Origin of the sequence: Mycobacterium sp. E2497 (genome assembly GCF_001668695.1) — a bacterium.
In the GTDB taxonomy this organism is placed as follows: domain Bacteria; phylum Actinomycetota; class Actinomycetes; order Mycobacteriales; family Mycobacteriaceae; genus Mycobacterium.
The window spans coordinates 36,802-50,096 of the sequence record NZ_LZKD01000207.1; the positions used below are offsets into that span (position 1 = coordinate 36,802).

Sequence of the window (13,295 nt, forward strand, 5' to 3'; positions counted from 1 at the left end):
GGCCACAAACGGTGCGGTGCCACCCCTAGCCGGCCTCGGCCGGCAGGCGAAAGGTGAGGTCGACGGCGGTTCCGTCGGGGCCGTGATCGAGCTCCAGCGTGCTGCTGAGCGCCCTCATCAGCAGCAGGCCCCGCCCGCCGTTGCCGGGGTTGACGGCCGGTTCCTTCCAGGAGCCGTGGTCGGTGACCCGGGCGCGGATTTCCCCGTCCGCGAGTTCGACGTCGAGCGACATCGTGCCCGGCGCCTGCCCGGAGTATGCGTGCTCGACGCAGTTCGTGCAGGCCTCGTTGGCGACCAGCACGATGTCGGCGGCCAGTTCGTCCGGCAGGCCCGCGGCGCGCAGCCAGTCGGCCAACCTGTGCCGAATGCTGGCCAATTGGTCTGGCCCGGCCTCAATTTCGATGCGAAGCGGGGATTGCCGGTACCGATAGATCACCATGGCCACGTCGTCGTCATACCCCGAAGCGGGAGCCAACTCACGCAACACCGCATCGGCGACGGAATCCAACGGCAACGTCGTCGTCTTCGCCAGAACCGCCGCCGCCCGATTGATCCCGTCGTCGATGGACTCGTGCTTGCGCTCGACCAGCCCGTCGGTGAACAGCATCAGGGTCGAGCCGGGCGGCAGCACCCGGCTGGCCTGCGGGCGGGGCTCCGTGCGACGAACCGCCAGCGGCACCGACGAGGCGTCGGTCAGCATCATCACCGTGCCGGGCTCCGAGCCGACGAGCACGGCGGGCATGTGACCGGCGTTGCTGTACTGCAGGACCCCGGATTCGGTGTCCAGGATCGCCAGGAACACGGTGGTGCAGTACGCATTCGGGATGAGCGACGCGGCCGAGTCGAGCTGCTCGAGCAAGAGCGCGGGCTCGGCCCCATTGATCAACAGCGCCCGCGCCGAACTGCGGAGCTGCCCCATGACCGCCGCCGCCGGCAGGCCGCGGCCCACGCAGTCACCCACGACGATGCCGATGCGGTGATCGCCGATCGGGAGCACGTCATACCAATCGCCGCCGATTTCCAGGGGCGGGACGGCGGGCTCGTAGCGCACGGCGAAGCCCGGCGGCGGTTCCATGGTCGGCAGCAGGGCGCGCTGCAACGTCAGCGACGTCTCGCGGGCGCTCTCGAACTGGCGGACGTGTTGCATGGCCAGGCTGAGGTGACCGATGAGGACCGTGATCAGCAGCCGGTCTTCGGCGCTGACCCAGCGCGGTGAGCGCAGCTCCAGCCACAGGGCCACGTCGCCCGCGCCGGAGAGCACCGCCACCAATCCCTGGGCCTTGCCGGGGCTGTCGGGTCGCTCGACCGTCTTGGCGGTCAGCGGCAGCTGGTGGCGCGCGTCTTCGAAGGTGTGACGCAGCCAGGGATCCAGCGTGCGCCAGGAGGTCTCGGACGGTTCGCCGGCGACCTGGACGGTCGGTTCTCCCCCGGTGGCCGGCCAGGAGATCGCGATCACCCGTTGCACGTCGATCGCCGCGGTGCACTCGGCGAGGGTGATGGACAGCAGCTCGTCCACGCTCTTGGCCACCGCCACCGCCGTGGCCAGACGCAGGACCGCGCTTTCCCGCGCGGCGAAGGCCCGCTCGGCGGTGATGTCCCGGATCGTTCCCACGAAGACGTCTTGGTCGCTGCCGCTGCCCTGGACCGCGTTGATGCTCACCGTCACCCAGACCAGATGCCCGTCGCGATGGCGGATCGGCGTCTCGTACGCGGTGCTGCCGATGCTGCGCACGAGCGCCTGCTGTTGGGTGGCGCCCTGTTGGTCGACCAACCACGGATGCGGCCACCGGTACGGCAGGTTCTCGGCGGGATAGCCGAGGATCTCGATGAGGGCGTTGTTCATCTCGACGACGGAGCCCTCGTGGTCGGCGACGAAAAAGCCCTCCTGCAACGAATTCACCAGCGCGGTGCGGAATTTGTCGCGGTCGGCCAGCCCCTCGGCGCGGGCGCGCTCGCGCGCGTAGCGCCTGGTGCCGTCCAGGAAGCCGCGGGTGGCGATGTCGAGGGGCACCAGCATCTGCAGCAGGAACTCCAGCGCGATCGGTGCGTCGATCTGGATGTCCTTGGCCAGTTCGAGGATCAGCTCGACGTGGCGCTCGATGATGCCCAGCAGGCTGACGTCTTCTTGCAACGCCCGGCGCCCGAGCTCATACGCGACAGCCAGGCTGTCCTCGTCGCGCGCCTCCATATAGGCACGCAACGCCGCGGCGTACCGGGCGTGGAAGTCGTCGTCGCTCATGTCGAGGCTCCCCGGTGCCGGGCGGTCAGCACCATGGCGTCGTCGGTTTCCTTCGCGTCCTTGCCGAGAAGCTCCTCAGCGATGGCGACGGCGGGCGCGGCGAAGTCGATGTGGTCCAGGTAGTCTTCGGCGATTCCGTCGGTGCTCATCACGAGCAGGTCACCCGGACGCATCGAAATCACTTGCGCGGGCCTGATTTCCGGTATGCGATAGCCGACGATGCCCGCGGTCAGCCGCGCACTGGACCTCACCTGGATGCCGGTGGGGGCCTTGGCCACCAGGTCGGCGGTGACGTTGCCGACGCCCGTCCACGTCAGCGTGTTGGCCGCGAAGTCGACCCGCGCCAGGGTCATCGCGACGCCTCGGGTCCCGGCGAGCAGCCGGTGACAGAGCTGGATCAACACCTCGATCCGCTCACCGCTGGAGCGTTTGACCGCTTCGACGGCCCGCAGCGCCGCGGTCGCGGCCTCCGGACCGTGGCCGAGGCCGTCCACCACGCCGAACAGGGCGGCCTCGCCGCCGACGTCGACCGCGATGCCCCGATCCCCGGAGGTGAACTCACTGGGCAGGGGACGACCCGCCCGCGCCCACTCGATCGGCCCGAAACGGCCGTTCTCACGCATGGGGCGGAACCCATTTCCACATCTCGACGACCGTCCCCCGGCCGAGCGCGGATTCCACGAACAACCTGTCCATCAGTCGTCGCGAGCCGGGCAGGCCCATGCCGAGCCCGCGCCCGGTCGAATACCCGTCCTCCATCGCCCGCTCGATGTCGGCGATGCCCGGTCCCTGATCCTCCGCGCGCACCACCAGGGCCTTGCGGCCCTCCCGGTCGGCGACGAAGACCCTGACCACGCCGCGACCGGCGTAGCTGGTGATGTTTCGCGCGATCTCGGAGATCGCCGTGGCGATCATCGTGACGTCGGTGAGCGAGAATCCCAGGTCGAGTGCGAGTTGATGTCCGGCTTTGCGGGCTTCGACGATGTCGTCAGAATTGTCGATGTCGACGACGATGTCAGTCTCCACCGTCGCGCCCGATCGCCGGTTTCCGCTGCGCCAGTTGGCGATTCAGCAGGGCCAGGCCCTCCTCGAGGTCCAGCGCCGTATTCATGTCGTCGAACGCCAGGCCCAGCTGAACCATCGCGAAGGCCACCTCGGGCTGCAGGCCGACGATCACCGTGTCCGCGCCGCGCAGCCGCGTCATGTGGGCGATCGTCCGCAGCGACCGGGCCGCGAAGGAGTCCATCACGTCGATGGCGGTGACGTCGACGATGATGCCCTGCGCGCGGAACCGGCTGACCCGCTCCATGAGGTCATAGCGAAGCCGCTCGGCGTCGGAGTCGCTGAGCGCGGCCTGCACCGAGGCGATGAGGATCGCACCCTGTTTCAGGATCGGTACCGGCATGGGGCGCTCGTGTTCCTCTTTTTATCCGGTCTGCTCGCCGGTGCGGGTGACCTCGTAGCCCAGCAGCCGCTCGGCTTCCTCGATGCCGCCCTGCAGGTCGCCGACGGCGTTCATCTTCGACAGGTCCAGGCCGATGGTCACCAGCGTCAGGGCGATTTCGGAGGACAGGCCGGTGATGATGACGCTGGCGCCCATCAACCCCGACGCGTCGACCGTCTGCACCAGGTGGTTGGCCACCGTGGAGTCGATGGTGGGCACACCGGTGATGTCGATGACCACCACCTTCGCGCGGTTGGCGCGGATGGCTCTCAGCAGCTGTTCGGTGACCTGGCGGGCGCGCTGGGAATCGAGCACACCGATGATCGGCAGAATCAGCAGCTGTTCACGCACCTGCAGCACCGGCGTGGACAGCTCGCGAATCGCCTCCTGCTGCTGGCGGATGATGCGTTCGCGCTCCTGGACGAAGCTGACCGCCACGGTGTTGGCGATGCGGTTGGCTGCCGGTTCGTACGCGTCCAGAACCCGGTTGAGCATGTCGAATTCCGTCTGGTACTTCTCGAACAACGAACGCGCGAGCACGTCGCGCAGCAGCAGCACGATGCCGACGACCTCGTCCGTTTCCACGCCCCGCGGAATGATGCGCTCCGACAGGTCGCGCGCGTAGGCCTGCAGCGCCTCGACGCTACCGGTCTCGAGCACCTCCACGTAGTTGTCGTAGACGGCCGTCGCCTCGGAGAACAGCTCCTCCGGCGTCATCGCGGTGAGCAGTTCGGCCTCGGTGATCCGGCGCGCCCACTCCTCGCGCAGGACGGTGCGGTTCTGCCGCAGGTGCTGGACGAGCTGGGGTAACAGGCCCTCGCTGGAAATACCGACTGCCTGCACGGTGGCGCCCGCGCCGCTGAACTCCGCCGGCGAATCTGACATGTGGCCTCCCAGGTGCCGGTCCGCGCCCCGCCGTGTGCAGGCTCGATTTTGCGAGACTAGCCTGGGTTGCCGCGGGGCAGGTGTTGAGGGCATATTCTTCTCGCAGTCCGCAACGCAGGCTAGGCTTGCACCACACCCTGAAGCCCAGGACAAAGGATTGCCATTGTCAGCTCCTGATTCGATTACCACGTTGGTTGAGGACCACGATGGGGTGTCGGTGGTCAGTGTCAGCGGCGAAATCGATTTGGTCACGGCTCCGGCCCTGGAACAGGCCATCGGCGCGGTGGTTGCGGATAATCCGGCGGCGTTGGTGATCGATCTTTCCGCGGTGGAGTTTCTCGGTTCGGTTGGGCTGAAGATCCTGGCGGCGACCTACGAGAAGCTGGGCACGGCGACGGGGTTCGGCGTGGTCGCACGCGGTCCGGCGACCAGGAGGCCCATTCATTTGACCGGCCTGGACAAGACCTTCCCGCTGTACCCGACGCTGGACGACGCGCTGACCGCGGTGCGCGACGACAACATCAACCGCTAGGCGCGTCGCGCGGCCGGGATGGCCTGCGCGCGAAGGCATTTGGGTAAAATCGCCGAATCGGCGCTGCCGCACGCGCCAGGTGCGATGATCAGCGCTATGGACGTCGACAATCCGCAAGGCGACCAGCGGTGGGACAGTCGCGAGCGTGGCGAGACCGAAATCCAACGGCTGGACCGCAATTGGAACAGCCTGCTGCAGGAGCTGCGCGTGGTGCAGACCGGTGTGCAGCTGCTCACCGGTTTCCTGTTGACGCTGCCGTTCCAGCAGCGGTTCGACGTCCTGGCCCCGGCGATGCGCAACCTCTATCTCGCGACGGTGGGCTGCTCGGTGGGGGCAACCGTGCTGTTGATCGCCCCGGTCGGCATGCATCGGCTGTTGTTCCGGCGCCATCGTCTGCAGGTGCTGGTGTCCGCCGCGCACCGCTGTGCGTACGCCGGGCTGGGCCTCCTGGGCCTGGCGCTGACCGGGGTGACTGTCGTCGTCTTCACCGCGGTGGCCGGCACCAGCCCGGGCGTCGTCGCCGGCGCGTGCGCGCTGACGCTGTTCACCTTGTTCTGGTGGCTACTGCCGCTGCTGCTCCGCACCCGCGGCATGTAGCGCGAGTTCGGCGATGCGAGTCGAGTCCAGGTGCTCGAGCAGGTCCTGCGGGTCGGCGAAGATCGGTGACGCGCCCGCCGCCTGCAGCTCCTCGCGGGCGATGCCGCCGCTGAGCAGGCCGATGCACGGCAATCCGGCGCCCGCCGCGGCGTGCGCGTCCCAGACCGCGTCCCCGATGAACACGGCATGGCCGGCGTCGGCCCCCGCCCGGTCCAGCGCGACCTGCACGATGCCGGGTTCGGGTTTGGCGGTGTCGACGTCGCGCGACGACGTCGTTGCGGAGATCACGTCCTCGCAGTCGAGGACCTTGCGCAAGATCTCCAGTTCGTCGTCGGGTGCCGAGGTGGCCAGCACGACCTGCACGCCGAGCTCGGCGACGCGGCGCAGCAGCGCCCGGGCACCGGGCAGCGGCGCGAGCAGCGGGGTGCATTCCCGGTAGTAGCGGCTGTGCCCGTCGCTGAGCCGCTCCTGGACCTCGTCCGGGGCGTCCCGGGACAGCGTGCGCACCAGGGTGGAACCGTCCATGCCGATGCAGCGGTGGATCTGCCAGGCGGCCACGGGCAGACCCTCGGCGTCGAAGGCGCGCTGCCACGCGTAGACGTGCAGATAGTTGGAGTCGACCAGGCTTCCGTCGACGTCGAAGAGAACGGCGGGTTTCATCTGCGCGGCATACCCAGGCCGGAGCCGGCTGACACCGGCGCGCGGAGTCGTTTGGGTCCGGGGGCGGCGGGTAACCGGCGTGGGTGAGCGGTTGCGGCTCCTTTGCCGCGGGATGGCCGGCTCGGCCGGCGGTCGAGCGCCGAACCGCAGTGCCACGCGAATCACATTGGAGCACAATCTTTCTCACGAGGAGTGCAGGTGAATTACCACAACGGCGACCCGGTCGATCACCATCGGACCGCCCGCCGGCACGCCGGCGAAACCCTCACCTACGGCGCGAACGCCCCCGGTTTGGCCGGCTCGGCCGTAGCGGTGGTTGCCCTCATCGTCGGCTTGTTCGCCTTGGCGACCGGTCATTTGGCCGCGGGCGTGACGGCCGTGATCCTGGCCGTCGTGCTCGGCGCGGCGAGCGCCGTGTGGTTGCTGCGCGCACATCGCAGGGTGCGCGACGCCGAACTTGCCTGGCACGCCGCGCATTCCGACAAGCCCGCCCCGCCGCCGAGCGGTTGACCGGTGTGAGCTAACGAACACCGGCTGGCGCGCTGCCACCGGATCCGGCGTTTATTTGTTGCCATGACCGGGTAGAAGCGGATCATGGTCGCGCCCGTTTCATTGCGAGCAGCAAACTACCCGGTCGAGTACGGGCGGGATTTCGCGCTGCTCGGACTCGCCGCCGTGGGGGTCTGGGCGGTGAGCTTGGCGATCGGCCTGTTCGAGCTGTTGATCGGCCACGAGGGAATCGGCATCGCGGCGCTGATCGTGTCCGTGGTCGCGCCGTGGCTGGGCTTGGCGCTGGCGCATTACCCCGCGGTGGCCCGGCGCATGCGGCGACTCAAGGTCCGCCGGCGCAACTTTTTGCAGCCGATCGGTGTAACGCGCGCCTGAATGGGGTACGCCCTGCGCCACGGGTGAGTACAGGAAAGTGCGTCAGCCCGGGTTCATCAGCAGGAAGGAACCGCCATGCCGGCCGCAAGCGACTATGACGCACGCCGCGCCTCCGACTCCGACACCCAGGACAAGTCCGCCATCGGCGAATTGGCGCCGACCCTGCACGGACCCGCCACCGCGGTGGTCGACGAGGACCCCAACGATGTGCACTTCTTCGAGCTGCCCGGCGCCGATTTGTCCGGCGAAGAGCTGTCGGTGACCGTGATCCCCCAACGGTCCGACGAATTCACGTGCTCGAGCTGTTTCCTGGTGCAACACCGTAGCCGGTTGCGCAGCTCGAACGCGGGCCTGTCGATCTGCGCCGACTGCGCCTGACATCGGCACTGCCGCTGGGGAAGTGGTTGCCGCACAATCGATTCAGGTCTGCGCCCATTCGCGGTCGCACACGGCGCACCGCCGGGTGACCATCGCCCAGGCTGGTTCGTCCGGGGCCGGCTCGCGGATTAGATGGGCCGACGTGTCGCCGCAGCCGGGGCACGCGCAGATGGCGCGGTAGGGCTCCACGGGCTGGCCCGCCATCAGCTGTAGGTTCTCCGCGCGCGAGAACGGCACGATCATCAACGGCTCGGGCGGCGGAGGCGAGTGCGGTTTGTCGAACCACAGCAGGCCACAGGTCACCGTCGCCACCGCGGTGAAGATGGCCAAGATCATCGTCGGGATGTCCCACGGCCAGTTCGGCGGGAGGGGCGTCACCACCAGAATGACCAGCACCGCAGAGATCAGGGCGCCGATGATGGTGCCCGGTTTGGCGAACCGGTAGCCGCCGACGTTGAGCGCTTCCCACGTCCGGATCTCCTGCTGCCGCTGCGCGACCTCGGCCAGGGTGGGGTGTAAGCGGCCGCCGCTGCCCGCCGCGGGATCAGCAAATGTCCTGACCCGTTGGCCGGGCCCGCGCGGGTGGCCCTGCCCGGGCGACGGGCTTACCAGCGCCATGCGGGCAGAGCTTAATGGCAAACCCGCGGCGCCGCAGTGTCAGCCGCCGGTGCCGGCCGGCGTACCAGCTAACACCATTGAGTCGGGGTGGCGGGATTTGAACCCACGGCCTCTTCGTCCCGAACGAAGCGCGCTACCAAGCTGCGCCACACCCCGCTTGAAGCTCCGACAGCCTATCGCACCGGCCCAGCGGCTGGCCAAATCGCGGCGTGGCGGGTCACGGCCACCGGCAGGAGCGCTCGAACTCCGTCAACGCCTCGGCGGGGCCACTCGGATCGAGTCCCTGCGCGCTGACCCACTCGTCGTTGAAGTAGGTGTCCTGGTAGCGGTCGCCGCTGTCGGCGAGCAGCGTGACCACCGAACCGCTGCGGCCCTCGGCGACCATCTCGGCGAGCAGCCCGAACGCGCCCCACACGTTGGTGCCCGTCGAGGGCCCCACCCGGCGCCCCAGGACGGCGCTGACGTGGCGGGCGGCGGCGACGGACGCCGCGTCGGGGACCAAGACCATGCGGTCGACCACGTCGGCCAGAAACGACGGCTCGACCCGTGGCCGGCCGATGCCCTCGATGCGAGAGGACCCGGACACCACGACGTCGCAGCGGCCCTCGGCGTAGGCGGGAAAGAACGCGGAGTTCTCCGGGTCGACGACGCACAGCCGGGTGGCGTGCCGCCGGTAGCGGATGTAGCGGCCGATCGTCGCGCTGGTGCCGCCGGTGCCCGCACCGACCACGATCCATTCCGGGACCGGATGCGCTTCCTCGGCCATCTGGTCGAAGATCGACTCGGCGATGTTGTTGTTGCCCCGCCAGTCGGTGGCGCGTTCGGCATTGGTGAACTGGTCCAGGTAATGCCCGCCGGTGTCGCGGGCGACCCGCTCGGCCTCGGCGTACACCTCGGAGGAGTCGCGCACGAAATGGCAACGGCCGCCTTGGGCTTCGATCAGCGCCACCTTGGACGAGCTGGTGGACGCCGGCATCACGGCCACGAACGGCAGGCCCAGCAGGGCGGCGAAGTAGGCCTCCGACACCGCGGTGGAGCCCGACGAGGCCTCGACCACGGTGGTGCCCTCGTTGATCCACCCGTTGCACAGCGCATACAGGAACAACGACCGCGCCAGCCGGTGCTTGAGGCTGCCGGTGATGTGCGTGGTCTCGTCCTTGAGGTAGAGCGCCACATCGACATCGCCGCCGACACCGCTGCGATCCTGGCCCCACGCCGACGGCAGCGGGTAGCGCAGCAGGTGGGTGTCGGCGCTGCGGCGGGCGTCGGCGTGGATCAGCCGGACCGCGTCGTCCGTCCAGCACCGCGAGCGGCTGCGGACCGCGATCCGGGTCCGCTGGCTCAACGCACCGAAACTGTTGGCTGCGAACGGCTCAGGTCGCTGGCCGAGTCGCGTCCGCCCATGGGGGTGGCGATCAACGTCAGCAGCGTGGCCTCGGGCCGGCAGCAGAAGCGCACCGGCGCGAACGGCGAGGTGCCGATCCCGGCGGAGACATGCAGCTGCATGTGCGCGCCCCAGCGGGACGGGCCCTTCGCGCGCGACCGGTCCAGGCCGCAGTTGGTGACCAGGGCGCCGTAGAGCGGCAGGCAGACCTGGCCGCCGTGGGTGTGTCCGGCCATCACCAGCTGGTAGCCGTCGGCGGCGAAGCGGTCCAGCACCCGCGGCTCCGGGGAATGGGTCAGCCCGAGCCGCAGGTTCGCGGCCGGGCTGGCCGGTCCGGCGATCGTGTCGTAGCGGTCCCGGTCGATGTGCGGGTCGTCGACGCCGGCGGCGGCGACGTGCAGGCCGGCCACCTCGAACTCGCGCCGCGTGTGGGTCAGGTCGAGCCAGCCGCGCTCGGTGAAGGCCGCCCGCAGGTCCTGCCAGGGCAGCGGCTCACCGTGGACCCGGTGCGACGGGTTGGTCAGATAGTTCAGCGGGTTCTTCAGGCGCGGCCCGAAGTAGTCGTTGCTGCCGAACACGAAGACACCCGGCCGCGACAGCAGGTCCCCGAGCGCCTGCACCACCGCGGGCACCGCCTTGGGGTGCGCCAGGTTGTCGCCGGTGTTGACCACCAGGTCGGGTTCCCAGTTGCTCAGCTCGCGCAGCCAGGCCTGTTTGCGGCGCTGGTCGGGCAGCATGTGCAGATCGCTGATGTGCAGCACCCGCAGCGGCGTGGAGCCCGGCGTCAGGACGGGCATGGTTATCTCGCGCAGGACGAAGGCGTTGCGCTCGACGACGGCGGCATAACCGATGCCGACGACGGCAGAACCGAGCGCGGCGGCACCGGCGCGTATCAGCGTGGGCAGAACATCAGCCATGCTGGCAGCCTACTGCCGGTTGCGCTTTGGCAACGCAAAGCTTGCGCGGCGAGCATGAAATGGCGGGCTGTGCCGGTCTACGGCGGTGGCTGCCCCGGGGCCGGCGGAGGCGGCGGCGCCAGCAGCGGAATGGTGATCGGGGGCAGTCCCGGGATCTCCACCACCTGCGAGCCGACCGGCGGTGGCGCGCCCTCCGGCGGCGGCGGGGGAGCCGGCGGGATGCCGTTGCTGACCTGAATGGTGATGATGGACCCGGGGATCGTCGCACCGCTCGGCGTCGTTCCGACCACCTCGCCCTGCTTGGCGGTGCTGTTGACGAAGTTGTTCTGGTCGGCGACCTGGAAGCCCGCCTCCTTGAGGCGCGAGCGTGCCGCGTCGATGTCCAGGCCGGCGACGCTGGGCACCCGTGAGCCGGGCGACCCGTCGACGTAGCGCGGATCGGTGGGCGGCAACTGCACCGGCCCGAAGTTGGTGGCGATCGGCTTCATCGCCGTGAACCAGGTGCGGGCCGGCTCGTTACCGCCGTAGAGGTCGCCCTCGCCGCAATGGCGCAGCGGCGACGAGCACAGGTCCGTCGGCGTCGTGGAGTCGTCATAGATGTAGTTGGCCGCCGCGTAGTGGTTGGTGAACCCGACGAAGCCGGAGGAGCGGTGCGCCTCGGTGGTGCCCGTCTTGCCGGACACCGGCAGGTTCCAGCCCGCGGCGGAGGCCGAACCGGCCGCCGTGCCGCCGCCGAGTGCGTCCTTGCTCATGGCGTTGGCCAGGGTGTTCGCCAGCCCTTCGGGCACCACCTGATCGCAGGTCTCGGTGGTCACCGCGACCTCGTTGCCGTGCCGGTCGATCAGTTTGTCGATCGGATTCGGCGGGCACCAGGTGCCGCCGGAGGCCAGCGTGGCCGCGACGTTGGACAGCTCCAGCGCGTTGACCTCGATCGGGCCCAGGGTGAACGACCCGATGTTCTGCCGTTTGACGAAGTCGGCCAGGCTTTCGTTGCTGTCGGGGTTGTAGTCGCGCGCGGTGCCGGGGTCGGCGTAGGACCGCAGTCCGAGCTTGATCGCCATGTCCACCGTGCGGGTCACCCCGACCTGCTGGATCAGCTTGGCGAACGCGGTGTTGGGCGAGGTGGCCAGCGCCTCGGTCACGTTCATCGACCCGCGGTAGTTGCCCGCGTTGACCACGCACCAGGTGTCCTTGGGGCAGCCCTTGGCGCCGCCGCTGCCCATGCCCTTGGCCTGGAAGCGCGCCGGCACCTCGAGCGTGGCGTTGGTGCCCATGCCCATGTCCAGGGCGGCGGCCGTGGTGAAGATCTTGAAGACCGACCCCGCGCCGTCGCCGACCAACGAGAAGGGCTGCGGCCGCATGGTTTCGCCGGCGTCGAGGTTCAGGCCGTAGGTGCGGTTACTGGCCATCGCCATCACCTTGTGCGACGTCTTTCCGGGCTGGATCACGCTCATCACGCTGGAGATGCCCGGCAGCGTCGGGCTGGCGAACTGGTCGATGGCCGACTTGACCGGGATCTGCACGTCGGGGTCCAGCGTGGTCTTGATCAGGTAGCCGCCCCGGGCCACCTGGTCTTTGCTGATCCCGGCGCGGGACAGGTACTCCTGGACGTAGTCGCAGAAGAACGCGCGGTCGCCGGCCGCGATGCAGCCGCGCGGCAGTTCGTTGGGCTGCGGCAGCACGCCCAGCGGGGTGGCCTTGGCGGCGCGCAGCGCGTCGGCCTCCTGCGGGATGTTCTCGATCATGGTGTCCAGCACCAGGTTTCGCCGGGCCAGCGCGCCCTCGGGGTTGGTGTAGGGGTTGAGCGCGCTGGTCGACTGCACCATGCCCGCCAGCAGCGCCGCCTGCTGCCAGTTGAGATCGGATGCGTTGATGCCGAAGTAGGTTTGGGCCGCGTCCTGCACGCCGAACGAACCGTTGCCGAAGGACACCAGGTTCAGGTAGCGGGTCAGGATCTCGGGTTTGGTGAAGGTCTTGTCCAGGGTGAGCGCCATCCGGATCTCGCGCAGCTTGCGCGCCGGGGTGGTCTCCACGGCGGCGCGCTTCTCGGCGTCGGTTTTGGCCGTCACCAGCAACTGGTAGTTCTTGATGTACTGCTGCTCGATGGTCGAACCGCCCCGGGTGTCGACGTCGCCGCGCGCGTAGCCCGCCAACCCGGTCAGCGTGCCCTTCCAGTCCACCCCGTTGTGGTCGGCGAACCGCTTGTCCTCGATGGACACGATCGCCAGCTTCATCGTGTTGGCGATCTTGTCGCTGGGCACCTCGAACCGGCGCTGGGAGTACAGCCAGGCGATGGTGTTGCCCTTGGCGTCGACCATCGTCGACACCGCGGGTATCTCGCCCTCGAGGAGTTGGGCCGAGCCGTTGGCGACGACTTCGGAGGCGCGGTTGGACATCAGCCCCAGGCCGCCCGCGAACGGAAACATCAGGGCCGTGGCGACAACACCGGCCAGCAAGCAGTACCCCGCAAGCTTGAGGATGGTGAGGATGGCCGGGGGGCGGTCTGACATGGCTACTACAGTAGCGGCCCCCAGTCACGCCGCCACGCTGCGAGTTCGTCCACTTTGCGCCCCGTCATCGACGGGTGCTTTACGCGCGGGGCCGCGATAAAATTGTCGCCTGCGTCAGCGGAGGCTCCCGCCGACGTGTGCAAGATCACTTCTTCGCCTATGGTTCTGAGGCGAGACGGCACGCCCGTCCCAAAAAAAGCGTTATCGGACTGTTGCGCAATTGGCAGCTGACCACCTAACTTAGAC

Annotated in this window: 15 protein-coding genes and 1 tRNA gene; 5 read left to right on the forward strand and 11 right to left on the reverse strand. The window is 68.9% G+C overall.

The annotated features are described in order from the left end of the window. Nucleotides 1–25 precede the first annotated feature (25 nt). The 5 genes from A5713_RS18815 to A5713_RS18835 are packed head-to-tail and all read right to left on the reverse strand — an operon-like array spanning nt 26 to nt 4,568. Nucleotides 26–2,239 (reverse strand): SpoIIE family protein phosphatase, encoded by a 2,214-nt coding sequence (locus A5713_RS18815; RefSeq protein WP_068097970.1) that lies wholly within the window; start codon nt 2,237–2,239, stop codon nt 26–28. After that, nucleotides 2,236–2,862: a SpoIIE family protein phosphatase gene (locus A5713_RS18820; protein ID WP_067922568.1), complete on the reverse strand. Its 627-nt coding sequence runs from the start codon at nt 2,860–2,862 to the stop codon at nt 2,236–2,238. Before A5713_RS18820 ends, A5713_RS18815 begins: the two co-directional genes overlap by 4 nt. Further along, nucleotides 2,855–3,265, reverse strand: a complete 411-nt coding sequence (locus tag A5713_RS18825; RefSeq protein ID WP_067922571.1) for an anti-sigma regulatory factor — start codon at nt 3,263–3,265, stop codon at nt 2,855–2,857. The genes A5713_RS18820 and A5713_RS18825 overlap by 8 nt, the downstream gene beginning before the upstream one ends. After that, the gene (locus A5713_RS18830; RefSeq protein WP_068061358.1) at nt 3,255–3,644 is read right to left on the reverse strand and encodes an STAS domain-containing protein; all 390 of its coding nucleotides are present in this window, start codon (nt 3,642–3,644) and stop codon (nt 3,255–3,257) included. Before A5713_RS18830 ends, A5713_RS18825 begins: the two co-directional genes overlap by 11 nt. 21 nt (nt 3,645–3,665) lie before the next feature. Continuing rightward, nucleotides 3,666–4,568, reverse strand: coding sequence for an STAS domain-containing protein (locus A5713_RS18835; protein WP_067922575.1), 903 nt, complete (start codon nt 4,566–4,568; stop codon nt 3,666–3,668). Between the two features lie 163 nt (nt 4,569–4,731). Between A5713_RS18835 and A5713_RS18840 the strand changes: the two genes are divergently transcribed. Both A5713_RS18840 and A5713_RS18845 read left to right on the forward strand, forming a co-directional pair. Further along, nucleotides 4,732–5,100, forward strand: a complete 369-nt coding sequence (locus A5713_RS18840; RefSeq protein ID WP_231980514.1) for an STAS domain-containing protein — start codon at nt 4,732–4,734, stop codon at nt 5,098–5,100. A 96-nt stretch (nt 5,101–5,196) separates the two neighbouring features. Continuing rightward, nucleotides 5,197–5,697 carry a DUF6328 family protein gene (locus tag A5713_RS18845; protein WP_068097971.1) on the forward strand — a complete coding sequence of 167 codons (501 nt, stop codon included), beginning with the start codon at nt 5,197–5,199 and terminating at the stop codon, nt 5,695–5,697. On the opposite strand, the gene A5713_RS18850 is transcribed toward A5713_RS18845, so the two are convergent. After that, nucleotides 5,662–6,357 carry an HAD family hydrolase gene (locus A5713_RS18850; RefSeq protein WP_068097972.1) on the reverse strand — a complete coding sequence of 232 codons (696 nt, stop codon included), beginning with the start codon at nt 6,355–6,357 and terminating at the stop codon, nt 5,662–5,664. The genes A5713_RS18845 and A5713_RS18850 overlap by 36 nt on opposite strands. A gap of 198 nt (nt 6,358–6,555) precedes the next feature. On the opposite strand from A5713_RS18850, the gene A5713_RS18855 reads away from it, so the two are divergent. The 3 genes from A5713_RS18855 to A5713_RS18865 all read left to right on the forward strand — a co-directional run bounded on the left by A5713_RS18855 (nt 6,556) and on the right by A5713_RS18865 (nt 7,620). After that, nucleotides 6,556–6,867 (forward strand): hypothetical protein, encoded by a 312-nt coding sequence (locus A5713_RS18855; RefSeq protein ID WP_231980516.1) that lies wholly within the window; start codon nt 6,556–6,558, stop codon nt 6,865–6,867. Between the two features lie 84 nt (nt 6,868–6,951). Beyond that, nucleotides 6,952–7,242: a hypothetical protein gene (locus A5713_RS18860; protein WP_067922594.1), complete on the forward strand. Its 291-nt coding sequence runs from the start codon at nt 6,952–6,954 to the stop codon at nt 7,240–7,242. 75 nt (nt 7,243–7,317) lie between these two features. Beyond that, entirely contained in the window at nt 7,318–7,620 is a 303-nt protein-coding gene (locus A5713_RS18865) for a DUF4193 domain-containing protein (RefSeq protein ID WP_067922597.1), read from the forward strand. 42 nt (nt 7,621–7,662) lie between these two features. On the opposite strand, the gene A5713_RS18870 is transcribed toward A5713_RS18865, so the two are convergent. The 5 genes from A5713_RS18870 to ponA2 form a co-directional block, all read right to left on the reverse strand. After that, entirely contained in the window at nt 7,663–8,238 is a 576-nt protein-coding gene (locus tag A5713_RS18870) for a hypothetical protein (protein ID WP_068097974.1), read from the reverse strand. Between the two features lie 82 nt (nt 8,239–8,320). Next, a tRNA-Pro gene (locus tag A5713_RS18875) sits at nt 8,321–8,394 on the reverse strand. A gap of 61 nt (nt 8,395–8,455) precedes the next feature. Further along, the gene (locus A5713_RS18880; RefSeq protein ID WP_068097975.1) at nt 8,456–9,583 is read right to left on the reverse strand and encodes a PLP-dependent cysteine synthase family protein; all 1,128 of its coding nucleotides are present in this window, start codon (nt 9,581–9,583) and stop codon (nt 8,456–8,458) included. Then, nucleotides 9,580–10,539: a metallophosphoesterase gene (locus A5713_RS18885; protein ID WP_067921892.1), complete on the reverse strand. Its 960-nt coding sequence runs from the start codon at nt 10,537–10,539 to the stop codon at nt 9,580–9,582. Before A5713_RS18885 ends, A5713_RS18880 begins: the two co-directional genes overlap by 4 nt. A 77-nt stretch (nt 10,540–10,616) precedes the next feature. Continuing rightward, on the reverse strand, nt 10,617–13,049 hold the full coding sequence (gene ponA2, locus A5713_RS18890) for a transglycosylase/D,D-transpeptidase PonA2 (RefSeq protein WP_067921446.1): 2,433 nt from the start codon (nt 13,047–13,049) through the stop codon (nt 10,617–10,619). Nucleotides 13,050–13,295: the final 246 nt, after the last annotated feature.